The sequence below is a fragment of the Marinospirillum sp. genome (genome assembly GCF_044810985.1).
Lineage (GTDB): Bacteria > Pseudomonadota > Gammaproteobacteria > Pseudomonadales > Halomonadaceae > Marinospirillum.
The window spans coordinates 2,830,372-2,856,612 of the sequence record NZ_CP085242.1; the positions used below are offsets into that span (position 1 = coordinate 2,830,372).

The 26,241-nt window shown below is 54.4% G+C and carries 21 protein-coding genes; 10 read left to right on the forward strand and 11 right to left on the reverse strand.

Annotated features, from left to right (window positions below; genetic code table 11):
• Window position 1: 1 nt before the first annotated feature.
• Window positions 2-2,401: a glycerol-3-phosphate 1-O-acyltransferase PlsB gene (plsB, locus tag LG323_RS13395; RefSeq protein ID WP_404417156.1), complete on the reverse strand. Its 2,400-nt coding sequence runs from the start codon at window positions 2,399-2,401 to the stop codon at window positions 2-4.
• 39 nt (window positions 2,402-2,440) lie between these two features.
• Here plsB and LG323_RS13400 point away from each other — a divergent pair, with 39 nt between their 5' ends.
• The gene (locus LG323_RS13400; RefSeq protein ID WP_404417159.1) at window positions 2,441-3,556 is read left to right on the forward strand and encodes a phosphatidylserine/phosphatidylglycerophosphate/cardiolipin synthase family protein; all 1,116 of its coding nucleotides are present in this window, start codon (window positions 2,441-2,443) and stop codon (window positions 3,554-3,556) included.
• Between the two features lie 12 nt (window positions 3,557-3,568).
• Here LG323_RS13400 and LG323_RS13405 read toward each other — a convergent pair whose 3' ends face one another.
• Window positions 3,569-4,195 carry a YecA family protein gene (locus LG323_RS13405; protein WP_404417162.1) on the reverse strand — a complete coding sequence of 209 codons (627 nt, stop codon included), beginning with the start codon at window positions 4,193-4,195 and terminating at the stop codon, window positions 3,569-3,571.
• 47 nt (window positions 4,196-4,242) lie between these two features.
• Between LG323_RS13405 and LG323_RS13410 the strand changes: the two genes are divergently transcribed.
• The 3 genes from LG323_RS13410 (at window position 4,243) to LG323_RS13420 (ending at window position 7,700) form a co-directional block, all read left to right on the forward strand.
• The gene (locus LG323_RS13410) at window positions 4,243-4,797 is read left to right on the forward strand and encodes a SprT family zinc-dependent metalloprotease (RefSeq protein ID WP_310695097.1); all 555 of its coding nucleotides are present in this window, start codon (window positions 4,243-4,245) and stop codon (window positions 4,795-4,797) included.
• Window positions 4,798-4,946: 149 nt separating this feature from the next.
• A complete protein-coding gene (gene acs, locus LG323_RS13415; protein ID WP_404417165.1) occupies window positions 4,947-6,896 on the forward strand; it encodes an acetate--CoA ligase in 1,950 nt (649 codons plus the stop codon).
• Between the two features lie 141 nt (window positions 6,897-7,037).
• Window positions 7,038-7,700: a response regulator transcription factor gene (locus tag LG323_RS13420; protein WP_310695095.1), complete on the forward strand. Its 663-nt coding sequence runs from the start codon at window positions 7,038-7,040 to the stop codon at window positions 7,698-7,700.
• 4 nt (window positions 7,701-7,704) lie between these two features.
• Here LG323_RS13420 and LG323_RS13425 read toward each other — a convergent pair whose 3' ends face one another.
• Window positions 7,705-11,664: a NahK/ErcS family hybrid sensor histidine kinase/response regulator gene (locus LG323_RS13425; RefSeq protein ID WP_404417169.1), complete on the reverse strand. Its 3,960-nt coding sequence runs from the start codon at window positions 11,662-11,664 to the stop codon at window positions 7,705-7,707.
• Window positions 11,665-11,975: 311 nt separating this feature from the next.
• On the opposite strand from LG323_RS13425, the gene LG323_RS13430 reads away from it, so the two are divergent.
• From LG323_RS13430 to LG323_RS13450, 5 genes are all read left to right on the forward strand, one after another.
• Entirely contained in the window at window positions 11,976-12,236 is a 261-nt protein-coding gene (locus LG323_RS13430) for a DUF4212 domain-containing protein (RefSeq protein ID WP_404417171.1), read from the forward strand.
• A 6-nt stretch (window positions 12,237-12,242) separates the two neighbouring features.
• A complete protein-coding gene (locus tag LG323_RS13435) occupies window positions 12,243-14,024 on the forward strand; it encodes a sodium:solute symporter family protein (protein WP_404417174.1) in 1,782 nt (593 codons plus the stop codon).
• A 96-nt stretch (window positions 14,025-14,120) separates the two neighbouring features.
• Window positions 14,121-14,639 carry a hypothetical protein gene (locus tag LG323_RS13440; RefSeq protein ID WP_404417176.1) on the forward strand — a complete coding sequence of 173 codons (519 nt, stop codon included), beginning with the start codon at window positions 14,121-14,123 and terminating at the stop codon, window positions 14,637-14,639.
• A 142-nt stretch (window positions 14,640-14,781) separates the two neighbouring features.
• A complete protein-coding gene (locus LG323_RS13445; RefSeq protein WP_404417178.1) occupies window positions 14,782-16,617 on the forward strand; it encodes a DUF294 nucleotidyltransferase-like domain-containing protein in 1,836 nt (611 codons plus the stop codon).
• A 21-nt stretch (window positions 16,618-16,638) separates the two neighbouring features.
• A complete protein-coding gene (locus LG323_RS13450; protein WP_310695089.1) occupies window positions 16,639-17,262 on the forward strand; it encodes a 3'-5' exonuclease in 624 nt (207 codons plus the stop codon).
• A gap of 3 nt (window positions 17,263-17,265) precedes the next feature.
• On the opposite strand, the gene LG323_RS13455 is transcribed toward LG323_RS13450, so the two are convergent.
• Both LG323_RS13455 and LG323_RS13460 read right to left on the reverse strand, forming a co-directional pair.
• Complete coding sequence (locus LG323_RS13455; RefSeq protein ID WP_404417181.1) at window positions 17,266-18,369, reverse strand: polysaccharide deacetylase family protein; 1,104 nt, start codon at window positions 18,367-18,369, stop codon at window positions 17,266-17,268.
• 18 nt (window positions 18,370-18,387) lie between these two features.
• Complete coding sequence (locus LG323_RS13460) at window positions 18,388-18,993, reverse strand: DNA-J related domain-containing protein (protein ID WP_310695087.1); 606 nt, start codon at window positions 18,991-18,993, stop codon at window positions 18,388-18,390.
• 146 nt (window positions 18,994-19,139) lie between these two features.
• Between LG323_RS13460 and ttcA the strand changes: the two genes are divergently transcribed.
• Window positions 19,140-19,994, forward strand: a complete 855-nt coding sequence (ttcA, locus tag LG323_RS13465; protein ID WP_404417184.1) for a tRNA 2-thiocytidine(32) synthetase TtcA — start codon at window positions 19,140-19,142, stop codon at window positions 19,992-19,994.
• Between the two features lie 7 nt (window positions 19,995-20,001).
• Here ttcA and LG323_RS13470 read toward each other — a convergent pair whose 3' ends face one another.
• The 6 genes from LG323_RS13470 to LG323_RS13495 all read right to left on the reverse strand — a co-directional run bounded on the left by LG323_RS13470 (window position 20,002) and on the right by LG323_RS13495 (window position 26,228).
• The gene (locus LG323_RS13470) at window positions 20,002-20,541 is read right to left on the reverse strand and encodes a purine phosphoribosyltransferase family protein (protein ID WP_404417186.1); all 540 of its coding nucleotides are present in this window, start codon (window positions 20,539-20,541) and stop codon (window positions 20,002-20,004) included.
• A gap of 47 nt (window positions 20,542-20,588) precedes the next feature.
• Window positions 20,589-21,365: a fumarate/nitrate reduction transcriptional regulator Fnr gene (gene fnr, locus LG323_RS13475; RefSeq protein WP_310695084.1), complete on the reverse strand. Its 777-nt coding sequence runs from the start codon at window positions 21,363-21,365 to the stop codon at window positions 20,589-20,591.
• Between the two features lie 89 nt (window positions 21,366-21,454).
• On the reverse strand, window positions 21,455-22,852 hold the full coding sequence (gene hemN / locus LG323_RS13480) for an oxygen-independent coproporphyrinogen III oxidase (RefSeq protein ID WP_404417189.1): 1,398 nt from the start codon (window positions 22,850-22,852) through the stop codon (window positions 21,455-21,457).
• A 12-nt stretch (window positions 22,853-22,864) separates the two neighbouring features.
• Window positions 22,865-23,566 carry a sulfite exporter TauE/SafE family protein gene (locus LG323_RS13485; protein WP_404417192.1) on the reverse strand — a complete coding sequence of 234 codons (702 nt, stop codon included), beginning with the start codon at window positions 23,564-23,566 and terminating at the stop codon, window positions 22,865-22,867.
• On the reverse strand, window positions 23,563-23,751 hold the full coding sequence (ccoS, locus tag LG323_RS13490) for a cbb3-type cytochrome oxidase assembly protein CcoS (RefSeq protein ID WP_404417195.1): 189 nt from the start codon (window positions 23,749-23,751) through the stop codon (window positions 23,563-23,565). Before ccoS ends, LG323_RS13485 begins: the two co-directional genes overlap by 4 nt.
• Window positions 23,748-26,228 (reverse strand): heavy metal translocating P-type ATPase, encoded by a 2,481-nt coding sequence (locus LG323_RS13495; RefSeq protein WP_404417198.1) that lies wholly within the window; start codon window positions 26,226-26,228, stop codon window positions 23,748-23,750. The genes ccoS and LG323_RS13495 overlap by 4 nt, the downstream gene beginning before the upstream one ends.
• Window positions 26,229-26,241: the final 13 nt, after the last annotated feature.

The following is a 26,241-nucleotide window of genomic DNA, read 5'->3' on the forward strand; positions in this document are numbered from 1 at the left end:
ACTAACTTTTTGTCCCGGTTCGTGTCAGGCTCAGCAGGCTGTGCCTGAGCTGCGGATCAAACAGCTGGCGACCGCGATACATGGCCTGCAGAAGTTCTGCATCAAAGGTCAGGCGCTCTTCTTCATCCTCTTGCAACCAGCCCAGTTGCAGCAGGATCACCAGAGCCTGATCAAACAGGCGGCTGTCGGAAAATTCCGGTGAATCCAGACCCTGTAGTAAGGTGAGGCGTTCCGCCATCTGTTGAGTGGTCGCCACCAGCTCTGCTGAGGTTAAACTGCCGCTGCCCTCCCTTTCCAGCAAAGCCAGTAGCAGGTAGATGCGCTCCAGTGCCGGTTGTACCAGTTGCGCGAGTAAACGCAGCCGCAGGTGGCTGGCCAGGTGCTCGGCCGGTTTTTGCCAGCAGCCCTCCGGGGTTTCCTCCAGCAGGCCCAGTTCCGTGAGTTGCCTCAGGGTTTGCTGCAGGCGGGGCTCCAGTTCGGCCTGACTCCAGGGTAAAAACAATTCGGCGGCCAAAATGGGGTAGACACTGCTGGCTTGCTGGTGGACCTGCTCACTGCTGAGAGTTTTCTGGTTGATGAATAAAAAGGCAACCAAGCCCTGCAGGGCAAAGAGGTGCAGGATGTTGTTGCGATAATAGGTCAGCAGGATACCCTGACGTTCATTGCAGCGATAAATGGAACCCAGGGGGTGGTCGAGCTTTTCAATAAAACCCAGCTTTTCGCAGCAATTGATCCAGCTGGCCGGTTCGCCTTCCGGTTGCTGAACCACACCGCGCAGCCCCGCCAAAGCAGACAGGGTTTCCAGTTGTGCCAGCAGGTTGTCGGCTTCCAGAGCCCGGTGATGGCTGGCCAGCAGGGCCAGGGCAACCAGGTTGATCCGGTTGAGGGTGGCGGCCTGATTGATGCCGGTGGCAATTTGTCGGCCCAGTTGTGAAACGGCCTGGTAGCGATCCTGTGCGGTTAATTGTTGTAGGAGTTCGCCTTCCAGAGCCAGAGGGTCACCAAAGCTGACATCCACCTGACCAAAATCCTGACGCAGATTGCGCAGGACTCGAAAGATATCCAGGGGGGATTCCTTCTTTTTGTTCTGGCCGCGCAACTCATTCAGGTAAGTGGAGCCTTCCAGCACCTTTTCATAGCCGATGTACACAGGGATCAAAAGCAGGGGTTTGTGGGTGCCTCTTTGCGCAGCCTTGAGAGTCATGGCCAGCATGCCGGGTTTGGGGGGCAGGGTGCGTCCGGTGCGGGAACGTCCGCCTTCAATAAAGAATTCCACCGGATGTCCCTGATTGAAAAGCTGGTAGAGATATTCATTGAAAACACTGGCATAAAGCGGGTTGTCACGAAAGCTGCGCCGCATGAAGAAGGCACCGCCGCGGCGCAGCAGGGGGCCGATGAGGGGCATGTTGAGATTGATGCCTGCCGCGATGTGAGGGGGCATCAAACCCTGTTTGAACAGAATGTAGGATAAAAGCAGATAATCAATATGGCTGCGGTGGCAGGGCAGGTAAACCAGGGTATAACGGCCAGCCTGATCGCGAAGCTTTTCAATGCCGGTGATGCGCACCCCATCGTAAAGCCGGTTCCAGAGGCTGGACAGCAAGCGATCCAGCACCAGTAATACCGGGTAGGAAACATTGGATGCAATTTCATTGATGAAGCGCAGGGCGCGGTCTCTGGCCGCTTTTTCCGAGGTAGTTTCGGCTTCCCTGCGGATGGCATCCCGAACCTGGGTGCTGGCCATGATGGTGTTGCGTTGGGTGCGCCGGTGGGATAAATCCGGCCCCAGCACGCGTGTCCGAACCCGGCGAAAATACAACCGCAGCAGGCGCTGGCTTTTTTCTGCCGCAAACTCAGCCCCCTTGCGATTGAGTTGCTGGGGAGTAACAACCTGGTGAGCAGCGATAGGATCGCCCATTTCCACCCACAGCTGCCGACCCTGTAAGATGACGGTCAAAAGACGCCGGAGTCCACCCATCACGGCCCAGCTGTCTGCAGTCAGAATTTTCAGCAGGGACTCCTGACGCCCCGGTGCCCGGCCCCAGAAAAAGCTGACCGGAATCACCTGGACTTCTTTTTCAGGATGGGTTTGCAGATCCTGCCAGAATTTCTGGAAGTCCCCTGTTGCTTGTGGCCCCAGGTGGGGTCGGAACCAGGGCGGTGCTTCTTCCAGATACAGGAGGTTGCTGCTCCTGACAGGAGGGAATCCCTGCTTTCTGGCCAGCTTGCCCAGCAGCAGGGGTTCGGTCATGTTGCGTCGGGCCAGGATATAATAGGTCTCTGCTTTTTGGTGGGGTGGCATGGGCAGCTGGGTGAAGTGCGGCTTGACCCACAACAGCAGAGGCCAGCGCAGAAGCTGTTTGATTGGATAAACAAGGGGTTTTAACAGCAGCTTCAGCATGGTTTTTATGATCGCTTTTCAATAAGGAATTCAGTTGTGATGGCAAGGCATTTTCCCTGGCGGGCAGGCAACCGGTTACAACTTCTGGATCAGGGCAAGGCCTTCTTCCCTGCCATGTTAACCGAGATAGACCGGGCAACCGAATATGTTTTGCTGGAAGTCTATCTGGTGGAGTCGGGTGAAGTGGTCACGCAGTGGTTGGATCACCTGATCCGGGCCGCACAACGCGGTGTGAAGGTGGCCCTTCTGCTGGACAGTTTTGGTGCGGCCGGTCTGGCTGACAGGGATCGCAGACTGCTGGCCGCTGCAGGGGTCCGGGTCAACTGGTTCAACCCCCTGCGCTGGCACCAGCTCAGCCGCAACCTGATGCGGGATCACCGCAAACTTCTGCTGGTGGATGGCAAGGTTGTTTTTACCGGCGGATTTGGTCTGACCGATGACTTTGTCGGCAGCGAACACAGCTGGCGCGAAGTGGCAGTAAAGCTGGAAGGGCCCTGTGTTGCTGATTGGCAAACACTGTTCTGGAAAACCTGGCACCAGGCACGCGGTCGGAGTCTGGTGTTGCCAGCCTGCTCTGCCGTTGCCGCCTTCAAGAGCGGAAGTGAAGGCCGTCTGGTTCAGGGTCAGGGCCTTTATCTGCATGCCATCAAGCTATCTTTATTACGCCGTCTTCGCCAGGCCCGAGGCCACATTTGGTTGGCCACGCCTTATTTTGTGCCCGGCTACCGGATCCGCAAGGCTTTGAAAGCCGCCGCTGCAAGAGGGGTTGAAGTTCACCTGCTGTTGCCGGGACCGCAGACTGATCATCCTCCGGTGCGCTATGCCGGGCAAAGGTTTTACAATGATTTGCTGGCTGCCGGGGTGTATCTCTACGAATATCAGCCCAGCTTCCTGCATGCCAAAATCAGCCTTTGCGATGACTGGGTATCCCTGGGTTCCTGCAATTTTGATCACTGGGGGATGCATTGGAACCTGGAGGCCAATCAGGAAATTCTGGATGCGGACTTTGCAGCTGAGGTTTTAAACTGGTTTACCCAGGCCAGAGAACAAAGTCTCTGGCTGGATAAACGCCTTTGGCAAGCCAGATCACGCCGCCAGAAAATCCGGGAGTATTTTTGGGGGTTGTTGGATGGCTTAGCCATTCGCTTTAAGTAATGCTTACTGGTTTTATTTGCGTCTGCGGTTTTTGCTTTTGCCGGGTTTGGCTTTGCCGGTGGGGGTGGGTTTTTCTTCCGGGGCATTGAGCTGGCAGTAAATATCCAGCAATAGCTCGGGCAGTTGGCGGGTGAAAGCCTGCATCAGAGCCGGGTCTTCTTCCAGTTCGGCAAACTCTTCTTCATCAGCAAAGAGGCCGGACAGGGCCATGACGGGCAGGAGCAATTCAGCCAGTTGCTGTTCCTGGTTTCCAAACCAGAGGTCTTCCTGTTCAAAAACAGCCTGCATGAAACCGGCACACCAGTCACCGATCAACTCTTGGGTGTCTTCCTGCCAGTCACTGCTGAAAGGCAGTTCGATGCCTGCGCCCTGATAAAAACCCTGGGCAGCCAGCCGGTAGGCTGTTTCCAGTAGAGTCTGCAGGGTCGGTGATTTCGGGGGTTCGTCAAACAGGGCCGCCAGCCAGTCGGCAACTGTTGCTGGCCGGGGGCTCATGGCCTGGGCGGTGACATAGCCAAGAACCACCATAAGGTTGCTGGCTTCGTCATCGTCCTGGTCGGCTAGGGAAAGCAATTCATCCAGCTCGTCCAACTGGGTTTCGGTCAGGAGGATCTGGGGAGGCTGTTGGTCTTCTTGCATGTTAATATCTGCTGAATTATTGATTTGGCAGAAAGGTTAACAGGGTTTTGGACAGACAGCAGTCACTTTTTGACAAGAACCATGACCGGAAAGCTTCCTGGCTCAGCAGGGTGCGCAGTGAAGTACTCAAGTGCTACGCCCTGGCGGAAGAATTTTATCTGAAATCCTTTCCACGTCCTGAGGTAACCCTGAGCCTGCGCGGACGCAGTGCCGGGGTTGCCGAACTGCAAAAAAACCGACTACGCTTCAACCCAGTCCTTCTGGAAGAAAATCACCAGGAGTTCCTGGCGCAAGTCGTGCCCCATGAAGTTGCGCACCTGTTGGCGTGGCAGCTGCATGGTCGACGTATCCGTCCACATGGCCGCGAGTGGCAGCAAATCATGCAGCAGGTGTTTGCGGTGCAGCCGGACACCACCCATCGATTTGATGTCAGTCGTTCAGCCAGGCAGGGCTATATTTACCAATGCGGCTGTGAAGACAAAGAACATGCTTTAACGGTGCGTCGGCATAATAAAATTCAGCGGGGTCAGCAGTATGTTTGTCAGCGCTGTCGATCCACTTTAAGCTTCCTTTACGTGGACGAAAGCGTGACCAGAACCTGACTGGCGAGTCATGCCTTTGTAAGGCATTGAAATAAAAGAGAAAAAAGCTGCTACCAAGGTCTAATGTTGTTACCCCGCTTTGGGCATGTATAACTTTGCGCAGTAAGTCGACACAAAAACAATCCATTGAGACACAGAGGCTGAGTCTGATGAGCGAACAAAAAAAGCTTTATCCTGTACCCCCCGAACTGGCTAAAACGGCCTGGATTGATAAGGAAAAATATCAGTCCATGTACAAGCAGTCGGTGGAGAATCCCGAAGCTTTTTGGGCCGAGCAGGGTAAGCGTATTGACTGGATGAAACCCTACACCAAGGTTAAAAACACCAGTTTTGATTCTCATAATGTCGATATTCGTTGGTTTGAAGATGGCACCCTGAACGCCTCCGTTAACTGTCTGGATCGTCACCTGGAAGAGCGTGGCGATGAAGTGGCGATTATCTGGGAGGGTGATGATCCCAATGAAGACAAGAAGATTACCTATCGTGAGCTTTATCACGAGGTTTGCCGCTTTGCCAATGGCCTGAAAAAACTGGGCGTTAAAAAAGGTGAAGTGGTTACCCTGTATATGCCCATGGTGCCCGAAGCCGCTGTAGCCATGCTGGCCTGTGCCCGCATTGGTGCTATCCACTCGGTTGTCTTCGGTGGTTTTTCCCCGGATGCGATTGCCAGCCGTATTATCAGCTCTGATTCCCGGGTTGTGATTACCTCGGACGAAGGTTTGCGCGGCGGCAAGCAGGTTCCCCTGAAGGAAAATGTTGATGAAGGCCTGACCAATCCCAACGTCAAGTCAGTTGAGCACGTTGTGGTTCTCAAGCGTACCGGTGGCGATATTGACTGGCACGACCATCGTGATGTCTGGTGGCATGACCTGGTCAAGGATTGTGCAGACGAGTGCCCTGCCGAAGAAATGAACGCTGAAGATCCCTTGTTCATTCTGTTCACTTCCGGCTCCACGGGTGCCCCCAAAGGTCTTAAGCATACAACCGGCGGCTACATGGTGTATGCCTCCATGACTCACCAGTATGTGTTTGATTACAAGCCCGGTGATGTCTACTGGTGTACAGCTGATGTGGGCTGGGTTACCGGTCACAGCTACATTGTTTACGGCCCTTTGGCCAATGGTGCCACCACCCTGATGTTTGAAGGTGTGCCCAGCTATCCGACCCACGGTCGTATGGGTGAAATCTGCGACAAGCACCAGGTCACCATCATGTACACGGCCCCCACTGCCGTGCGCGCCCTGATGGCTCAGGGTGATGATGTCATGAGCAGCTCCAAGCGTGACTCCCTGCGTCTGCTGGGTTCCGTGGGCGAACCCATCAACCCCGAGGCCTGGCAGTGGTACTACGACAAGATCGGTAACAGCCAATGCCCGATTGTGGATACTTGGTGGCAAACCGAAACCGGCGGCATTCTGATTTCACCGCTGCCCGGTGCAACTGACCTGAAACCGGGTTCGGCCACCCTGCCGTTCTTTGGTGTCCAGCCTGCTTTGGTTGATCCTGAGGGCAACATCAAGGAAGGTGCCACTGAAGGCAACCTGGTGATTCTGGATTCCTGGCCGGGTCAGGGCCGCTCCATCTGGGGTGACCATGAACGTTTTGTTCAAACCTACTTCTCTGCTTATCAGGGCATGTACTTCACCGGTGACGGCTGTCGTCGTGATGAAGACGGTTACTACTGGATCACCGGTCGTGTTGATGATGTGATCAACGTTTCCGGTCACCGCATGGGTACTGCAGAAGTTGAATCAGCCATGGTGGCTCATGAAGCCGTTGCTGAAGCGGCTGTGGTTGGCTATCCACACGACATCAAGGGTCAGGGCATCTATGTCTATGTCACTCTGGCCGATGGCTTTGAAGCCAGTGATGATCTCAAGAAGGAGCTGATCAAGTGGGTTCGCAAAGAGATTGGCCCCATCGCTTCTCCTGATGTGGTGCAGTTCTCGCCCGGCCTGCCCAAGACCCGTTCCGGCAAGATCATGCGTCGTATTCTGCGCAAGATTGCTGCCAATGAAACCGATGGTCTGGGTGATACTTCAACCCTGGCAGATCCTTCGGTGGTGGATGATCTCATCTCCAACCGGGCTCTTAAATAAGTTGTAATCAGCAAGTCCAACCCTTTGGCATTGCTTTTGCCCCGCCCTGCGCGGGGCTTTCTTTTTTCTGTTTCCTTGATAAATGATGACAGGAATATAATAATGCTGTCGTGTGACTTCTTTATCACCGGAGGAAAGTGAATGGCTTTACGCCACAAAATTATTGTTGCCGATGACCACCCCTTGTTTCGTGCCGCTTTGCAGCAGGCTGTTCGTCAGGCTTTAAGTGATGTAGAGATCGTTGAAGCGGATACCCTCGACGGTGTACATAAAGCAGTGGCTGAAAATCCGGATGCTGATCTGATCCTCTTGGATTTGCACATGCCGGGTGCTCACGGTTTTTCCGGTCTGGTCTTCTTGAGAGGGGTTAATCCCGGCATTCCGGTGGTGGTCATTTCCGGTAGTGAAGACAATCACGTCATTCGCCGTGCCATGGATTATGGGGCTTCAGGCTTTATTCCCAAGTCTTCCCCTTTGGACACCATTGCCGCAGCGATTTCCCAGGTGATTCAGGGCGAGGTCTGGATTCCGCCTGCCGTGGCCAACAGTCTGGATGAGATCAGCGAAGATGAAGCCCGATTTGCCGAAGCTCTGTCCTCCCTGACTCCACAACAGTTTCGGGTTTTGAATATGCTCACTGAGGGTTTGCTGAACAAGCAGATTGCTTATGAGCTGGATGTTTCCGAAGCAACCATCAAGGCCCATGTGACGGCCATACTGCGCAAGCTGGGCGTCCACTCCAGAACCCAGGCTGTCATCGCCGCCAAGCGACTGGAAGTTGATCCTCCCAAGGTCGCTGACTGACCTTCTAGCCCTGTCTTTTTCGGCTTTGCAGCAAACGGGTGATCATGGCCCTGAGGGCAGCCGGTTTGACGGGCTTGTGCAGCAACAAAAAGCCTGCCTCACTTACTTCATCGGCAATTTCATCCGTCCGGTCTGCGGTAATCACAATACCGCTGATGGCTTGCCTGGTTAATTCCTCAAGAGCTTTCAAGGCCTGAACCCCCGTTTTACCCTCGTTGAGATGGTAGTCTGCCAGGTAAATGGCAATATCCGGGTGATGATCAGCGCTCAGCAATTCGCGGGCTTCGTCAAGACTGGCAGCGGTATGGGCTGAACACTTCCAGCCTTTGAGCATGGCCTGCATGCCTTCCAGAATCAGGGGTTCATTGTCGATACACAGAATCTCCAATCCATCCAGCTTATTGAAGTTTCGACGGCCGGGTGCAAAGCTGGAGGTTGATTGTTGGGCTTTGACTCTGGGAAGAGTCACGGAAAACACTGTGCCCTTCCCAGGCCAGCTGCGCACAGCAATCTGATGCTTCAGAACCCGTGACATCCTTTCGGCAATGGAAAGCCCCAGGCCCAGGCCCTTTTCATTACGCTTGTCGGGTGTATCCAGGCGCCGGAACTCCTGGAAGATCTCGCCCAGGCGGCTGTCGGGTATGCCGGGGCCGGTGTCCCAGACTTCCAGGCGCAAATCCTGGCCGACCCTGCGACAGCCCAGCAGCACCCGACCTTCTCCCGTGTAGCGTAAGGCATTGGAAAGAAAATTCTGCAGAATGCGCCTGAGCATTTGCGGATCGCTGCGCACCCAGGCACGGCTTTTGACCTGTTCCAGGTGCAGGCCACGATCAGCTGCCATGACTTCAAATTCGGCCATCAGGGGGTTGAGGATTTCACTCAGGGCAAAGTCACTGACCTTGGGTTGCAGGGCACCGGCATCCAGTTTGGAAATGTCCAGCAGGGTGCTGAGCAGCTCTTCTGCCGCCTTCAGGGAATTGTCGATGTGCCGGGTGGTTTTGATGTGCTCCGGGTCTTCCACCTGCTGAGACAGAGCGGAGGTAAACAGGCGGGCCGCATTCAGGGGCTGCAGCAGGTCATGACTGGCGGCCGCCAGAAAACGGGTTTTGGAGGCGTTGGCATCTTCCGCCTGCTGCTTGGTCAGGCGCATGTTTTCCTCGGCCCGGGCGCGCACCTGATTTTCCTTGAAAAGGGCGGAGTTGAGTTCGGACAGAGCCAGCGTGCGCTCACGTACTCTTTCTTCCAGATGCTCGTTGGTTTCCTGCAGAGCAATCTCCACCAGGCGCCTTTCGGTAATGTCCTGGTAAAGGGCAAAGAAACCCAGCAGTTCACCTGTTTCAGCTATGTGGGGGGTGTAGGTGACCAGAGCATAGCGAATGCTGTGATTGTGACCGGGCAGCTCCAACTCAAAAGTCTGGCGTCGCCCCTCCAGGGCAGCGCGCATAAAGGAGCTGCGCGCCTCGTATTCGGCCGGGGGAAGCACCTCATAAACGGGGCGGCCGATTACCTGGTTGCGGTCAATCTGCATGGCCTCCTCGTAGGCGCGGTTGGTGAAAAGATAGCGCCGCTCAGTGTCAAAGTAGGCAATCAGTGCGGGTACATTGTCAGTGTAAATGCGAATGTTGTTTTCCGACTGAATCAGGGCTTCTTCAATCTGCTTTTGCTGGGTGATGTCCTGATAGCTGTAAACAAAGCCACCGCCGGGCATGGGGTTGCCCTGGATTTCAATCACGGTGCCGTCCTTGCGGTAGCGGATATAACGGTGGGACTCGCCATCCTGAACATTATCCATCAATTGCTGGACATGGGTTTCCGGGTCACCGGGGCCATACTCTCCCTGTTCAGCGTTGTAGCGAAAGATCTCGGCAGCAGGGCGCCCGACCCGGATGAAATTGTCAGGAAAGCTGAACAGCTCCAGATAGCGTTGGTTCCAGATCACCAGCTTCATATGCTGATCAATCACGCTGATGCCCTGGGAAAGGTTTTCAATGGTGGATTGCAAAAGTCCACGGTTGAACTCCAGCACCTGAGAGGCTTCATCGACAATCGAGATAACATCGGAAATCTTGATTTCCTTGCCCTGCAGGGCAGAACTCATCACGATGCGTGCGGAAGAGGCCCCCAGAACCCCGGCCAGCAGGCGTTCGGTGAACTGGATCAGCTCAATACTGGCCGGGTCTTCATCGCGCAGGGGCGGCAGATGCCGCTTCAGGGCATAGTCACGATAAGCGCGGATAACCGCCTCTTCACCGACAAAGCGCTCAGCCAGCAGACGCAGATCGCCCAGATTGGTGGAACCCTTCCACAGACGCGAGCTTTTGACCGGCTTGTTTTCCAGGTTGTCCACAAAGGCTGAAGCCTGGATGCGGTCAATAACCCGCTGGCGGGTGAAACGCGATACCGTGACATAAACCAGCAGATTGGCACTCAGACTCCAGAGCACCCCCTGGGAAAAGAAATCCAGGCCGGTGGGAATAAACAGGGCGGTTGGCTTCAGCCACCCGATTCCCCAGGGACCATAGGCAAGCAGTTGATCATTGACCAGACCCGCTGCTTCCAGACTGGGCAGCAACAGGGTGTAGGCCCAGACAAGTCCACCGACCACCAGGCCGGACAAGGCACCCCAGCGGTTGCCCTGCTTCCAGAGAATGCCGCCAATCACGGCTGGAGCGAGCTGGCCGATGGCTGCAAAAGCCAGAAATCCGGTGGCGGCCAGAGAGTTGAACTCGGCAATGATGCGATAGGTGATGTAACCCAGCAGCAGCACCAGCAGAATGGTAATGCGCCGGATGCGTAAAACCAGACGGCCAAAATTCTGGTGAGAAGTGCTGCTCACCCAACGGGTTTTCAGCAGGAAGGGGATGACAATCTCGTTGGACACCATGATGCTGACCGCCACCGTAGCCATGATGGCCATACTGGTGGCCGCAGAAAAACCACCGATATAAGCCAGAAGAGCCAGCCAGCCAGCGTCATAAGCCAGTGGCAGCGTCAGGACAAAGGTGTCGGCCTCGATATTGCCATCAGGGAAAGTGACCAGGCCAGCCGCAGCAACAGGCAGCACAAAAATGGCAAACAGGATCAGATAAGCGGGCAAAAACCAGCGCGCATGCTGGGCATCATCCTTGTGAGCATTTTCCACCACGGTGACATGAAACATTCGCGGCAGCAAAATGATGGCCATCATGGCCAGCAGTGTCTGGGCCACAAAGCCTTGCGTCAGGGCGCTGGCATTCAACTGGGCTTCCAGGGGGCGAAAAAACTCGGCTTTGCCGGCCAGATCGGAAAATCCCCCAAAAATCCCCCAGGTCATGAAGACACCCACTGCCAGAAAAGCAAACAGCTTGACCAGGGATTCGAAGGCAATGGCCTGGATCAGCCCTTCATGATGCTCCGTGGCATCTATGTGCCGGGTACCAAAGAGGATGGAGAAGACCGCCAGAATGAGGGCAACATGAAAGGCTGTATCCGTCAGGAAGGGAATCCGGGAATAATTGGTCTGGGTGGCAGCTTCCGGGTAGCGGGTCAAGACCTCGTAAGCCATGGAGACGGCTTTCAACTGCAGGGCAATGTAGGGCAGAGTGCCAATCAGGGCAAAGCAGGTGACCACCACAGCAAGAACCTGCCACTTGCCGTAGCGTGAAGCAATAAAGTCGGCAATGGAGGTGATATTCTGGGCTTTGCTGACCCGGAAGATTTTTCTCAGCCAGGGCCAGGCAAAAAAGTAAGTCAGAATGGGGCCCAGAAAAATACTCAGATAAAGAAGGCCACCGCCTGCCGCCTGACCCACGGCCCCGTAAAAAGTCCAGGATGTGCAATACACTGCCAGCGCCAGACTGTAAATCCAGGGGCGGCTTCTGGGAACCGTCTGACGCCTGGCCGCCTGATCGCCCTGCCAGGCAATGGCAAAAAGCACTAAAAGATAGGCCAGGGAAGAAAGGATCAGTTGCCAGCCTGCAAACATAGGAAGTCCCAGTCGAAAAATAAGTGGTGTGTGCCGCTATTATGCGCAATTTGCAGGCTGAATTCAGGCCCTGAACAGGAATCCAGAGGGATGTTATTAGACTATTGTCCAGTAAGTGTCTGCCGAGTTAGCCCTGATGAAGTGTCAGTGTGGTTGTAAATTACTGATATTAGGGTAGTATTCCTGATTCCTGCAGAGATGATCCGGGCGCTTACTACTAATGTCGGGGCTTACATTATTGCGCTTAATTTTGCAGAATCATCAGGGCGTTTCCCCGAAACTCTCAATAACAATAAACGGAGAGCATTACTATGGCAGATGATAAATCTAATGCTGCTGCATACTGGTCAGCGAACCTTCGTCTGATCTTCGGAAGCCTGATTGTCTGGGCTTTGGTATCTTACGGCTTTGCAATTCTATTGCGTGACCTTCTGTCAGGTATTCCTGTCGGCGGCACGGATTTGGGATTCTGGTTTGCCCAACAGGGTTCAATTCTTACTTTCATCGCGATCATTTTCCACTATGCCTGGAGAATGAACAAGCTTGATGAAAAATTTGGCCTTGGGGAGTAAATCAGCATGAGTCAATTTGCAATCAACCTTCTGTTTGTCGGCGCATCCTTTGCGCTCTATATCGGTATTGCCATCTGGGCACGTGCCGGTTCGACCAAAGAGTTCTACGTTGCTGGCGGTGGTGTTCACCCCGTCACCAATGGTATGGCAACGGCGGCTGACTGGATGTCCGCTGCATCCTTCATCTCCATGGCCGGTCTGCTGGCCTCCGGTGGTTACTTCGCCTCCTCCTTCCTGATGGGTTGGACTGGCGGTTACGTACTGCTGGCGATGCTGCTGGCTCCTTACCTGCGTAAGTTCGGCAAGTTCACAGTGCCTGACTTTATCGGTGACCGCTTCTACAGTGGTGCGGCCCGTAACATCGCGGTAATCTGCCTGATCACGGCCTCGGTGACCTACGTAATCGGTCAGATGAGTGGTGCCGGTGTGGCCTTCTCCCGCTTCCTGGAGATCTCCAACACTGCGGGTATCTGGATTGCAGCTCTGATCGTATTCCTGTATGCCGTATTCGGCGGCATGAAGGGCATCACCTACACTCAGGTTGCCCAGTATGTGGTACTGATCATTGCTTATACCATTCCTGCGATCTTCATTGCTCTGCAGCTGACGGGTAACCCCATCCCCATGTTTGGTTTGTTCAGCACGCACACTGAATCCGGTCTGCCCCTGCTGGAAAAACTCAACCAGGTGGTCAGTGAAATCGGTTTCCGTGAGTACACTGCAGACATCGACAACAAACTGAACATGTTCCTGTTCACCCTGTCGCTGATGTTTGGTACTGCGGGTCTGCCTCACGTAATCATTCGTTTCTTCACCGTACCCAAGGTTGCTGACGCACGCTGGTCTGCCGGTTGGGCTCTGGTGTTCATCGCCCTCCTGTACCTGACTGCTCCAGCAGTGGGTTCCATGGCGCGTCTGAACCTGGTCACCACGGTTTACCCCGATGCGGCTGGTCAGGTGGAGAACTATGAAGAAGCCATGACCAACCCCATCGCTTATGAAGATCGTCCTGAGTGGATTAAGACCTGGGAAGAAACCGGTCTGATCACCTTCGAAGACAAGAACAACGATGGTCGCATCCAGTTCTACAACGATTCCGCTGATTACTCGGATCGTGGTTGGGAAGGTAACGAGCTGAACATTAACAACGATATCCTGGTACTGGCGAACCCCGAAATTGCCAACCTGCCACCCTGGGTTATCGGTCTGATCGCTGCTGGTGGTATTGCTGCGGCCCTGTCCACTGCTGCAGGTCTGTTGCTGGCTATCTCTTCTGCGGTGAGTCACGACTTGATTAAGAAAACCTTCAAGCCTGACATCACTGAGAAAGGCGAAATGCTGGCCGCACGTATCTCCATGGCGGGTGCCATTCTGGTCGCGACCTATCTGGGTCTCAACCCTCCCGGCTTTGCGGCCCAGACGGTTGCCCTGGCCTTTGGTATCGCAGCTGCCTCCATCTTCCCTGCGTTGATGATGGGTATCTTCTCGGTGACCATGAACAACAAGGGCGCTGTAGCCGGTATGCTGGCGGGTCTGCTGACCACCCTGGTGTACATCTTCACCTACAAGGGCTGGTTGTTCATCCCAGGAACCAACACTCTGCCTGATAACGTGGATAACTGGCTGCTGGGTGTTTCACCTCTCTCCTTCGGTGCAATTGGTGCCATGATCAACTTCGCTGTAGCCTTTGCTGTAGCCAAGTCGACTGACGCGCCTCCTGCCGAAATCCGTGAGATGGTGGAAAACGTTCGCTATCCCAAGGGTGCTGGCGCTGCTCAGGACCACTAAGTAGCAACCAGCCTGAAAAGCAGATAAAGTCTGCAACAGGTTGAACCCGATCGGGCTTCCTCAGGGAAGCCCGACTTATTTTGAGGAAAGAATTTTATGATTTGGCATTTGATTGCAGCAGTGTTTTGCGGTTTGGCTGCAGCGGGTGTTGCCCTACTCTTGCGGAAACTGAGTGGTCAGCGCTTACCGAAATGGATCATCCCCGTGTTTGCCGGTTTGGGTATGTTGAGTTACCAGGTCTATACTGAATACAACTGGTATGAGCTAAAACAGACCCAGTTGCCGGAAGATTCGGTAATTGTTTCCAAGGAAACCAAGGAGAACTTCTGGCGCCCCTGGACTTATGTAGTGCCCTTGACCGGTGCCTTCACCCTTCTGGATACCTCCAGCCTGGAAACCCGATCCATGGGCGACCAGCAGGTTGCTGAATTTGTGCTTTACCGGTTTGAAAGACTGCATGTTGACCAGGTGGCCAGTCAGGCCTATGTGCTGAATTGCAGCAGTCGTGAACTGGTTCCGCTGCAGGAAGACCGGGCCATGAAGGTGGAGGCCATGCGTCGATTGAGTGCCGAGGACCCGCTGCATGAGGCGGTCTGCGAGACCCAAAAACCTTGATACTAAAGTACGGCTTACAGCTGCAGGAGGTGTTTGTTACATTCAGATAATGAATCAATACAGGGGTTCATGGATGCTACTGATCTAACTTTCTGGTGACGTCTGTCACCAGGTTGAAGCTCCAATAACAAGGATAAGCAAGATGAGCAATGAATTTGATATTTCTCACCCGCCTTTTGATCTGCTCACCGAAGAAGAACAGCAGCAGCTTTTGACTTGCCTGGATATCGGTTATTTCGGCAAGGATGAAATCATTATTGAAACCGGTCAGACCAGCGACTACGTATTTGTCGTCATGAAAGGCGCTGTGGTTGAGGTGGACAGCAAGGCCTCGGAAGCGGACCCAGACCAGGGTGTCATCCGGGAGTATGCCCACGATGACCTTTTCGGGGCCATCAGTATCATCAATGGTTCCAGTCGCTACACTTTCCGTGCTCTTGAGGAAACCATTGCCTGGCTGCTTCCCAAAGCTGTTTTCCTCAAGTTTATGGACGATAACTCGGCCTTTGCCGCCTACTTCCAGAATACCCTGGCTGAAAAAGCCCGCTTGCTGGAAAGTCGCCGCAGCAAACAGCAGGGCGGCAATGACATGTCTGCTTTCATGCTGGCCAAGGTGGCCGACTCGGTGCTGCGTGATGCCGTGGTTCTGGACTCGGGTACCTCCATTCTGGAAGCCACCCGGACCATGCGTGAACAAAACTCCGACTCCCTGCTGGTTCGCAAAGGCAGCCAGTACGGCATGGTGACCCGTACGGATCTTCTGGAAGGCGTGGTGCTCAAGGAAATGGCACTGGACACGGATATCTGTGACCTGGCCAGCTACAATCTCCTCACCGTGCAAACCGATGACTTTCTTTTTAATGCCCTGGTCTTGATGACCCGCCATAAAATACAGCGGGTCGTGGTCTACGATGGCCCCAAGCTCGCAGGTCTGGTCGAGCTGACCGATGTGCTGAGTTTCTTTTCCAGTCAATCCCATGTCATCGGCCTGCAGATTGAACGTGCAACCAGCCTGGATGAACTGGCACGTGCCTCCAAAGGGACTACAGAACTGGTCAGTGGCCTGGTTTCCCAGGGGGTTAAAATCCGTTTTGCCATGGATCTTCTGGCGGCACTCAATGGAAGAATCATTGCCAAGGCATTTGAACAATTGGTTCCTGAAGAAATCCGCCAGAAATCTTGTCTACTGGTGATGGGCAGTGAAGGCCGTGGTGAACAGGTTCTGAAAACCGATCAGGACAATGCCCTGATACTCTCGGACGATCTGGACTGGCCGGAATGCAGCAAGGTGATGGAAAAGTTCACCAATACCCTGCTGGACTTTGGTTATCCGCTTTGCCCCGGCAATATCATGGTCTCTAACCCGGAATGGGTGATGACCGAAAGCCAATGGAAAAAGCGGCTTGGCCAGTGGACCAGTTCTGTGGAAGGCACCGGCCTGATGAATCTGGCCATTTTTGTGGATGCGCATCCGGTTGCCGGTGACACCCGCCTGTTTAACCGTTTGCGGGATGGCCTGTTCGACAACCTGGAAGGCAACGATGTTTTCTACTCTTACTTTGCCATGCCGTTGCGCCGCTTCAGTACACCCCTGACCTTCTTTGGTGGCCTGAAAAGCTCGGACGGCATGGACATTAAAAAAGGCGGAATCTTTCCCATCGTGCATGGTGTGCGCACCATGGCGTTGCAGCACAAGATCAAGGAAACCAACACCTTTCAGCGCCTTGAGGCCCTGACCGAGAAGCGGGTGATCAAAAAGGATTTTGCCGATGATCTTTCCGAAGCACTGGCCGTCATGAGCACCTTGCGTCTGCACCAGCAATTGAAAGCAGAAAAGGGGCAGGCGGCCATGGACGAAGCCAACCTGATCAGTGCCGTAGGCCTGAACAAGCTGGATCGAGACCTGTTGCGTGAAGCCTTGCATCTGGTTAAAGAGTTTAAATCAAGGATGTCGCATCGCTACCATCTTGAACGATAAAACAACAAAGAGGTCAGCATCATGGTACTTAAAACAATAAGAAGTGCTACAGATAAATGGACGCAAAAAGATGGTGAATATGCGTTCCTGTTTGAACCTTATGAGGGAGACGAGGTGGTTGCCCTGGATTGCGAGATGACCGATCTAGACCCTCAGAAAGCCGAACTCGTTTCCATTGCTGCAGTAAAAATCAAGGGCACCCAGGTTTTGACCAGCGATAAGCTGGATATCAAGCTGCAGAAACCGGAAAGCCTGACCGGGGACTCCATCAAGATCCACCGCATTCGGGGTGTTGATCTGCGCGGGGGTGAGGTGCTTGCCGATGCACTGCAGCAGCTTCTGGAATTTGTCGGCAACCGTCCGATCATGGGTTATTACATCAACTATGATATTACGGTTTTGAACCGCTTCATTCGCCCCCGTTTCGGATTCAGTCTGCCCAACAAAAATATCGAGTTGGCGCACTGCTATCTGGACAAGGTCAAGCGCGCCAACCCTGAACTGCAGCCTGACCTGCACTTTGAAAAAATTGCCGAAAAGCTGGGTGTGCCCATGGTCGGTGAGCGCCACTCCGCTTTGGGTGACGCCATCACGACCGCCTTGATGTATGTGCGCCTGCTCAAGGGGCCGGTACCGACCAGCTAGCCTCTAGTCCTTGTACCAACTGCCATCCCTTTTGGGCAGCATCCACTGACGTGAATACCAGAACCAGCGGTTTTCCGTTTTGTGGGGTGCTGTGCAGTTGTACCTGGAGCGTCCGGGGTTCAGGGATTTGTGGGGCTTGATGGTGACCTGGGTGCTCTTGTCTTCCAGCGTTTTGGTGCTGACATCCAGCACTTCAGCATCAGGCCCATAGCAGCGCAACTGCTTCAGTCGATAATCCCCTTCAAGCATGGTCAGCTCAAGTGTGGGCCGACGCTCGTCAGCTTCCAGAACTCCTGACTGTGGGGACTGAGAGGTCAAGGGAAAAGGCAGGGCATGTAACTTGATCTTCAAGGGATCAGGGTTGGCGTAGATGCCATTGGCGGCATAGCGGGGAACGGCCTGCAGGGAGGTGTAGGGACTAGCTGGCCCTGAGTGCTGACCAAAAGCAACATAGCCCAGGTCTTTCATCAGCTTTTCCAGCTCCGGGTTGTATTCCCCGTAGGGGTAGGCAAACAGCTTGGGGGCATCGCCCAGCTGTTCGACCAGGTGGCGCTGGTTTTCCTCCACTTCCTGACGCATTCTCTGCAACCAGTCCTCTTCGGACTCCTCTTCATTTTTACGAACCATGTGGGGGTGGCTCAGCGAATGATTGGCAATAATGGCTCCCTTCTCCTTGGCCTCACGCAATTGCTCCCAGGACATATAGAGGAGCCGCTCCTTGTTGATGGGGTCGGCATTCACAAAAATGGTGTAAGGCAGATCCCTTTCTTCCAGAAGGGGCATGGCTGTTTCATAGACGCTGATATAGGCGTCATCGAAAGTCAGTACGGCAATCTTGTCAGGTAAGGGGCGAGGACGCTGCAGATGGCTGACAACGCGATCCAGGGGCCAGACTTCAAAGCCTTCCTCCTCAAGAAGATCCAGGTGCTGGATGAATTTCTCACGCGAGGTGCTGGTGGATGGCGGGGTGGAGCTGCTGATGTGGTGATACATCAGAATGGAGGCATGGTAGCGGGGTGTCTCAGTTTCTGTGTCCTGAGCCCAACCCAGATGGCTGAGGAGGAAGAGGCCGATGGTCAGGGTCAATGCAATAGTGGGTTTGCGCATAGTGATTTTGTCTCGGTTTCAGGAGGATTTCAGCAGGGGTTTGAGTACTTCCATGGCTTCATTGATATCCTGAAGCTTTTCCGGGTCGCCACCGCGATCCGGGTGGTGTTGCATGGCCAGACGCCGGTAACTCAGCTTGATTTGCTTAGCCGTTACGCCTTCATTCAAACCCAGGGTTTCCAGGGCCCTGGCTTTAAGACCGCCACCGGTGAAGACGCTTTCCTGATGCAGACGTTTCCAGAAGTTGTTAAGAGCCGTTTCGATATCCAGTTGCGTGGTTTTTTCCAGTTGCTCTATGTCCAGATAGTAGTCGCGCATGGGATCGTGTTCCTGCAATGCTGCTTTGCCGGGGTGGTAAGGCATGAGCTGAATGCGCACTGCTGTGATTTCCAGATGCCCTCTGGCGGTTTTCCAGAGCTCATCGCGCAGCTGATAGAGGGCATTGTAGAGTAGAAAGTGGGTTCGAAAGAGCTTGACGTTATCACTGAAAGTATCGGCTTCCAGAGTGATCGTCCCCTTTTGATCCAGCTTTTTTAAAAGCAAGTGCTCATTAACCCCTTCAGGACAGTCCTGTAAAACTTCGAGCAGGTCCTCGAAAAGTCGAGTTTCTTGTAACGCCGTCATCTTGGTATCAAACCTTAAGCTGGATAAATAGTCCCAAGCTTGGATATTAACAGGGCAAAGCCGGATAGAAAACGCTTGGAGCATTTACATTTAGTCCTGCTTTGGTTAATTTGCCCACCTTTAAAGTTAACCGTGACAGGTGTCTCATGCAGGAATTGCTTCCCAAGGCCAAAAAAGAGTTCAACAAGCTGCAGAAGCGGCTTCGGCGGCAAACAGGTCAGGCCATTGCAGATTTTGACATGATCCAGCAGGGCGACAAGATCATGGTCTGCCTGTCCGGTGGCAAGGATTCCTATACGCTGCTGCATCTACTCATGGGCCTGCAAAAAAGCGCCCCGGTTGAGTTTGAACTGGTTGCCGTGAATCTGGACCAGAAACAGCCGGGTTTCCCGGAAGAAATCCTCCCTGCGTATCTGGAAAAACTCGGCGTTGCTTACCATATTCTGGAAAAGGACACCTACAGTATCGTCAAGGAAAAGGTGCCGGAGGGGAAAACCACCTGTGGCCTTTGCTCACGTTTGCGGCGGGGCACCCTGTATGGCTTTGCTGAAGAGATAGGGGCCACCAAGATAGCCCTGGGTCACCATCGCGATGATCTGCTGGAGACCCTGTTCCTGAACCTGTTTTTTGCTGGCAGCATCAAGTCCATGCCACCCAAACTGCTTTCTGATGATCACAAGAACATCCTGATTCGCCCAATGGCCTACTGCAAGGAAAAGGACATTGCCGAGTTTGCCGAGCTGATGGAGTTTCCAATCATTCCCTGCAATCTTTGCGGCTCGCAGGATAACCTGCAGCGTCAGGTGATCAAGGAAATGCTGAATGACTGGGACAAGCGTTTTCCAGGGCGCATCGAAACCCTGTTCAACGCCCTGCAGAATGTCGCGCCGTCACAGCTGGCCGATACCCGGATCTTTGATTTTCAGGGTCTGGAAGCGAAAAGGGAAAGCAGCCTGGCCGACCGGATACAACTGGTCGACCAGTTGGCGACAGAGTTATAAAGAGACTTCAGTCGCCTTCAAACGCCATCAGAGAGTAGGTGGAGACATCAATTTCCTGCAAGCGGCCACTGCCACCCTTGTCGGGTAGATCAATCAGGGTGGCCACTTCCTGGATTTCGGCACCCTGGCGACGCAGCAGGGCTGCTGCCGCTATCAGGCTGCCGCCACTGGACAGGATGTCATCAAACAAGAGCACCTGGTCGCCTTCCTTGATCAGGCCTTCACGCATTTCCAGGGTGCGGTCGCCGCCGGAGCTGGGAGCACGCTCAAAGAGCACCTCGCCGGGCTCTTCACCCAAATCACGGATCAGAACCAGAGGCAGGTTGAGTTTGTAGGCGAGTACGGCTGCAAACATGGTGCCGCGCCCCTTGAGAACAACCAGATGGCTGATCGTAGAGTCCAGGTAGCGATGGGCAAAGGTATCGGTGATGACCTGCAAAGCTTTGGGGTCGTAAAGCAGGCCGGAAAGGTCACGTGTGGTGTAACCCTTCTTGGGAAAGTCCTTGTGAGCTGTCACCAGCTGTTTGATAGAAAAGTCATCCAACATCTGTCTTCCTCCTTAAAATAAAGTCTTGCTGCAGCCTTGCCGGAAGTTCAGGACGCTATGAGCTTGCCAGGCTGTTCCACCTCGCATTCTGTCACACCGGCAATCTCAAGCAGTTGCTGTCGGTCAGTAATATGCACTTCTTTGCCATTGACAGCAATGATCTGGATGGTCTGAAAGCGCGTAAAAACACGACTCACGGTTTCCACGGCCAGGCCCAGATAGTTACCAATTTCATTGCGTGACATGGGCAGGCGGAAGGTATAAGGCGAATAGCCACGCCGCTTGAAGCGTGAGGACAGGTTGCCCAGGAAAGTGGCGACCCGCTCCTCGGCATTTTTCTTGGATAGCAACAGCATCATCTGCTTATCGTCACGGATTTCCTTACTCATGCTGCTGAAAATCTGGTTGCGCAGGTCGGGAAGTTCCTGGGCCAGGCTTTGCAGTCGGGTATAAGGTATTTCGCAAACGGTGGTGGTTTCCAGGGCCTTGGAAGAAACCGGATAGCTGGAGCAGTCAACACCATCCAGCCCAACGAGTTCACTGGGCAGGTGGAAATTGGTGATTTGCTCTTCACCATCATTGGTCATGATGTAGTTTTTCAAACTGCCTGAACGGACTGCATAAACCGAATCAAAATGATCACCCTGGCGGAAGAGGTGATCACCCTTTTTCAGCGGCTGGCGGCGTTTGATAATACGATCCAGCTGGTCAATATCTTCCAGGTTGAGGGATAAAGGCAGGCACAGAGAACTCAGGCTGCAGGTCATGCAGCGGGTTTCCTTAGCCAGATTCAGGCCGACTCCTTTATTTTGTTGGCTGGACATCGTTTAACTCCCTATAACTTAAGCAGACATGATATATCTCAACTACTTTTACCATGAGACATGATCCAAGGCAATGAGGGAACCTTATATTAAATAATCCGGGAGAAAGCCTTGCCCAGGCCGTTTTGATCCAGATAACTGTCAAAAATCATACAGATACTTCGTACCAGCAGGCGTCCGGCAGGGCTGACAATCAAATGATTGCCCTGAATCTGTAATAAGCCATCCTTCTGGTGCTGCTGCAGATGCTCCAGTTCCTGCTGAAAGTAGTCGCCGAAATTGATGCCGTGCTGCTTGCCGAAGGCATCCCCATCCAGTTCAAAGTGGCAGATCAACTGGTTGATGGCAGCCCGGCGCAGCAGGTCATCTTCAGTCAGCTGCAGACCCCGCAAGGTGGCGAAGCGGCCATCACCAATAGCCGCTTCATAGCTTTCGGTGTCATGGTGGTTCTGGGCATAAGTCGGCCCCACCTGGCTGATGGAGGAGGCACCCATGGAAATCAGGTCGCAATTGGAATGGGTGGTGTAGCCCTGGAAGTTGCGGTGCATCCGGCCTTCGCGCTGGGCAATCGCCAAGCTGTCATCCGGCTTGGCGAAGTGATCCATGCCGATGTAAACGTAACCGGCTTCTACCAGACGGGAAATGGTCTGTTCCAGAATGATCAGCTTCTGTTCGGGCGTGGGCAGGTCTTCGGCCTTGATGCGACGCTGGGGTTTGAAGCGCTCGGGAAGGTGAGCGTAGTTGAACACCGAAAGACGATCCGGGTCCATCTCAATGACTTCTTCCAGAGTGGCGGCAAAGGTTTCCGGTGTCTGGTGGGGCAGGCCGTAAATCAAATCCAGATTCAGGGAGCGAAAGCCCAGCTCTCGGGCCTGAATCAGGGCATTTTCAGTCATGGCTCTGGGCTGGACACGGTTAACGGCTTCCTGAACCTTCAAATTCAGATCCTGCAGGCCAAAGCTCATGCGGTTAAAGCCCAGTTCGCGCAGCAAAGGCAAGGTGGTGGGCTGGATCTCGCGGGGATCAATTTCAATGGAATAATCCCCCTGGTCGTCGTCACGCAGCTGGAAACGCTTGCGGGTTTCCTGCATGAGTTCACGCATTTGCTGGTCGGACAAGAAAGTGGGAGTGCCGCCGCCCCAGTGAAGCTGGTTGACCTGGCGCTGTGAGTCGATCTGCTCCGTGACCAAATCCATTTCCTGATAGAGGCGCTGCAGGTAGGGTTCACAGCGTCGGGTGTCGCCGGTGGCAATCTTGTTGCAGCCGCAATAAAAGCAGATTTTCGCGCAAAAAGGAATGTGGAAATACAAAGACAGAGGGGCCTGGCTGGCATTGCTGTCAACCAGCGCCTGACGAAATTCTTCCGAGCCGAAACCGTCATGGAACTGGGGAGCTGTCGGGTAAGAAGTATAACGTGGGCCAGCCAGGTTATAGCGCTCTATCAGTTCGGGGTTCCATTCAAAACGGTTAAAATCAACGGGGTTCATGAGTTGTCTCTTCTAGGGATGAGGGGGCGATGAAAAGCCCAACAAGGGCAAAGCCTGCCACAGGGCAAAGGCAAGCAGCAACAGGGCTGAAGCCTGACGCCAGAGAGGCTGACGAAAGAAATGCGTCACCTGGCGTGCTAAAGCGCCGGTCAAAAGCAGCGTGGGCAGCGTGCCGAGACCAAAAACAAACAGCAGCAAGGCACCTTGAGTGGCACTGCCACTGCTGAGAGCCAGAATCAGCATGGAGTAAACCAGACCGCAGGGCAGCCAGCCCCAGATGAGGCCGATCAACAGAGCCTGGCCGGGATGAGTCACGGGCATCAGACGGCGGCCCAGGGGCTCCAGAAAGCGCCACAGGTATTTGCCCAGGGCTTCCACGCGGGTCAGGCCCTGCCACCACTGACCGATGTAAGAGGCCATCAAAACCAGCATGGTGACGGCCAGCCAACCCAGTACCTGGGTGATGGCCTGGATGTTATGAATCAAAAGCTGACCCAGCCCACCAACCAGGGCACCGGCCAGAGTATAGCTGCTGATGCGGCCCAGATTGTACATCAACATCAGGGCGGCAATGCGGGCTGGATGCCTTTGGCTGGGTGGAAGAGCAAACGACAGGGCACTGACAATGCCGCCACACATACCGATGCAGTGTCCACCGCCCAGAAAGCCAGCGATGAGGGCGGTTATCAGGCCTCCAGCCAGAAGTTCAGTCATTTTTCAGACTGGTCCGAGTCTTCTGCAGTGGATTTTTTTACTTCATCTTCATCATCAAACAGGATGGAGTAGGCGGGTCCTTCCAGATCCTCAAACTGGTCATGCTTGACTGCCCAGAAAAAAGCCCAGACAGCCAGGCTGAGTAGGATCAGAGAGAGGGGGATCAGCAAAAAAAGGATATTCATGCTTTGGCCTCCTGTTGTGGGTTTGCTGAGGCGGGCCGGGAAGTGACCTCACTCAGGCGTTGCTCATTGCCTTTATCTTTCAGGCGCAGGGCGTTGAATACCACTAGCAAAGAGCTGCTGGTCATGCCCAGAGCAGCCATCCAGGGCGGAATGAGGCCCATGGCGGCTGCGGGTAGAGCCATCAGATTGTAACCCAGAGAGATACTGAGGTTCTGGGCAATCGTCATGCGGGTTTTGCGTGCTTTGCGTATGGCCTGGGGAATGCGAATCAGGCGGCTGGATAAAAGCAGAGTGTCGGCACTGGTTTTGGCCAGATCCGTGGCATCACCCATGGCAATGGAAACCTGGGCACCGGCCAGGACAGGAACATCATTAACCCCGTCCCCGACCATGATGACCTGGTGGCCTTCAGCCTGAAGCTCCCGGAGCCGGGCCAGCTTCATTTCCGGGGTGGCACTGGCGCGATAGTTTTCTATCCCCAGTTCCTGAGCAATACTGGCGACAGCGCCTTCCTGGTCACCGGACAAAAGCTCCGCCTGCATACCCAGGTGGTGCAGCTCCTCCAGCATGTCGCGGGTATCCGGGCGCAGTTGATCGCTCAGACGGAACCAGCAAAGAGGCTCGTCATCCGCAGCCAGAAGTAACCACTGGCCTTCTTCTGCAGGTGGAAGCAGCCCGGTATTCGGTGCCACAAAATCGGCACGCCCCAGACGATAGGTCTGGTTTGTAATCACCCCGCTCAAACCCTGGCCGGTCACCGCCTGGATGTCGGTTGCCTTGATGCCTTCCTCGCGGCTGGCTGTAAAAGCCCGTGCTATGGGGTGTTCGGACTGGGTTTCCAGAGCTGCAGCCAAAGCCGCGGCCTGCTCCCGGCGTGGGTCCTCTGCATTGGCCAGCCAGCGAACCTCTTTCAGCTCCAGGCGTCCTTCAGTCAGGGTGCCTGTTTTATCAAAAATGATATGCGTGGCCTTGGCCAGCCCTTCAAGAACATGGCCGCGGGTAATCAGAACCCCCTGACGTCCCAGAGTGGCGTTGGCAACCGCCAGGGCGGTGGGTGTTGCCAGTGCCAGCGCACAAGGGCAGGTGACCACCAGCACGGAGAGGGTAACCCAAAAAGCACGGGAAGGGTCCAGAAACAGCCAGACGCTGAAGACGGTCAAGGACACCAGCAGGATGGCAGCAACAAAATATTGTGAAACCTGGTTGGCCAGGGTCTCTATGCGCGGTTTTTCAGCCAGAGCCCGGTCACTCAGGCGGGCAATGCTGGCCAGTCGGACTTCCTGACCGATTTTTTCCACTTCCACGATGAGCGGGCTGTCAATGTTTTGTGTGCCCGCCAGAACCTGATGGCCGGGGTGGCAGGAAACGGGCAGGTATTCGCCGGTCATGGTGGCTTCATTCACGCTGGAGTGACCCGAAAGGATTACACCGTCAACCGGCAGCGTGTGTCCCGGTTTGACCAGAATGCGGTCTCCGGGTCGGAGTTGACGGCTGGGCACATATTCTTCGTTATCATCAGCATCCAAAAGAAGAGCCGCTTGGGGGATGAGGTCGTGCAAGGCATTGCCACCACTGCCGATTTTATGCCGGGTGCGCATTTCGATGTAGCGACCAAACAGCAGAAAAAAAGTGAACATGGCAATGGCGTAAAAATGCAGCTCACCGACTCCAAAGACCAGTGCCCAGACACTGGCCGCATAACCCAGGCCAATGGCCAGGGAAACAGGGACATCCATGCTGAGGCGTTTATGCCGGAGCTCCCGGGCGGCACTGCTGAAAAAAGGCCAGGCCGAGTAGAGCACAACCGGTGTGGTCACCAGGAAGGACATCCACATAAACAGCAGAATGAATTCCTGCTGCATGTAATTTTCCAGCATGCCCGCTTCCAGGGCGACACCAAACATCATGGCCTGCATGGAGCCTATGGCGGCAACAATCAGGCGACGGATGGCGGTTTTTTGTTCTCTCTGCAGCTTTTGCTGTTGTTCATCGGCCTGCCAGGGTTGAGCGCCATAGCCGATTGATTTGAACTCAGCCAGGAGTTTGCTGAACGGCAGTTTGTTGATATCCCAGCGCAGGGTGGCGCGCTGGGCACTGAGATTGACTGCAGTACGCTCCACACCCTCAAGGTTGTCAATCTGGTGTTCGATCAACCAGGCGCAGGCGGCACAGGTGATGCCATCAATGGCAAGGGTGGTTTCAGCAATCCCCTGGTCGTTTTGACTGACAAATTCCTGAAGTAACTCAGGGGTATCATAGATCTGCAGTTCAGCCAGCTCTTCCTCACTGAGTTCAGGGCGGGGTGGCAGTTCGGTGCGGAATTTGTAATAGCTCTCCAGGCCGCCATGGACGATGGCATTGGAAACCGCTTCGCAACCAGGGCAACAGAGGGGCTGCGGCTCCTGCTTGATGGTGACCTGATAGGGGCTGTTGTCAGGCACCGGTTCGCCACAGTGAAAACAGGACTGCTGCGTCATTACTTGGTTCCCC

Bases quoted from the DNA above. Each gene is read 5' to 3' on its own strand.
- plsB (WP_404417156.1), bottom strand. From the start codon at position 2,401: ATGCTGAAGCTGCTGTTAAAACCCCTTGTTTATCCAATCAAACAGCTT.
- LG323_RS13400 (WP_404417159.1), top strand. From the start codon at position 2,441: ATGGCAAGGCATTTTCCCTGGCGGGCAGGCAACCGGTTACAACTTCTG.
- LG323_RS13405 (WP_404417162.1), bottom strand. From the start codon at position 4,195: ATGCAAGAAGACCAACAGCCTCCCCAGATCCTCCTGACCGAAACCCAG.
- acs (WP_404417165.1), top strand. From the start codon at position 4,947: ATGAGCGAACAAAAAAAGCTTTATCCTGTACCCCCCGAACTGGCTAAA.
- LG323_RS13420 (WP_310695095.1), top strand. From the start codon at position 7,038: ATGGCTTTACGCCACAAAATTATTGTTGCCGATGACCACCCCTTGTTT.
- LG323_RS13425 (WP_404417169.1), bottom strand. From the start codon at position 11,664: ATGTTTGCAGGCTGGCAACTGATCCTTTCTTCCCTGGCCTATCTTTTA.
- LG323_RS13430 (WP_404417171.1), top strand. From the start codon at position 11,976: ATGGCAGATGATAAATCTAATGCTGCTGCATACTGGTCAGCGAACCTT.
- LG323_RS13435 (WP_404417174.1), top strand. From the start codon at position 12,243: ATGAGTCAATTTGCAATCAACCTTCTGTTTGTCGGCGCATCCTTTGCG.
- LG323_RS13440 (WP_404417176.1), top strand. From the start codon at position 14,121: ATGATTTGGCATTTGATTGCAGCAGTGTTTTGCGGTTTGGCTGCAGCG.
- LG323_RS13445 (WP_404417178.1), top strand. From the start codon at position 14,782: ATGAGCAATGAATTTGATATTTCTCACCCGCCTTTTGATCTGCTCACC.
- LG323_RS13450 (WP_310695089.1), top strand. From the start codon at position 16,639: ATGGTACTTAAAACAATAAGAAGTGCTACAGATAAATGGACGCAAAAA.
- LG323_RS13455 (WP_404417181.1), bottom strand. From the start codon at position 18,369: ATGCGCAAACCCACTATTGCATTGACCCTGACCATCGGCCTCTTCCTC.
- LG323_RS13460 (WP_310695087.1), bottom strand. From the start codon at position 18,993: ATGACGGCGTTACAAGAAACTCGACTTTTCGAGGACCTGCTCGAAGTT.
- ttcA (WP_404417184.1), top strand. From the start codon at position 19,140: ATGCAGGAATTGCTTCCCAAGGCCAAAAAAGAGTTCAACAAGCTGCAG.
- LG323_RS13470 (WP_404417186.1), bottom strand. From the start codon at position 20,541: ATGTTGGATGACTTTTCTATCAAACAGCTGGTGACAGCTCACAAGGAC.
- fnr (WP_310695084.1), bottom strand. From the start codon at position 21,365: ATGTCCAGCCAACAAAATAAAGGAGTCGGCCTGAATCTGGCTAAGGAA.
- hemN (WP_404417189.1), bottom strand. From the start codon at position 22,852: ATGAACCCCGTTGATTTTAACCGTTTTGAATGGAACCCCGAACTGATA.
- LG323_RS13485 (WP_404417192.1), bottom strand. From the start codon at position 23,566: ATGACTGAACTTCTGGCTGGAGGCCTGATAACCGCCCTCATCGCTGGC.
- ccoS (WP_404417195.1), bottom strand. From the start codon at position 23,751: ATGAATATCCTTTTTTTGCTGATCCCCCTCTCTCTGATCCTACTCAGC.
- LG323_RS13495 (WP_404417198.1), bottom strand. From the start codon at position 26,228: ATGACGCAGCAGTCCTGTTTTCACTGTGGCGAACCGGTGCCTGACAAC.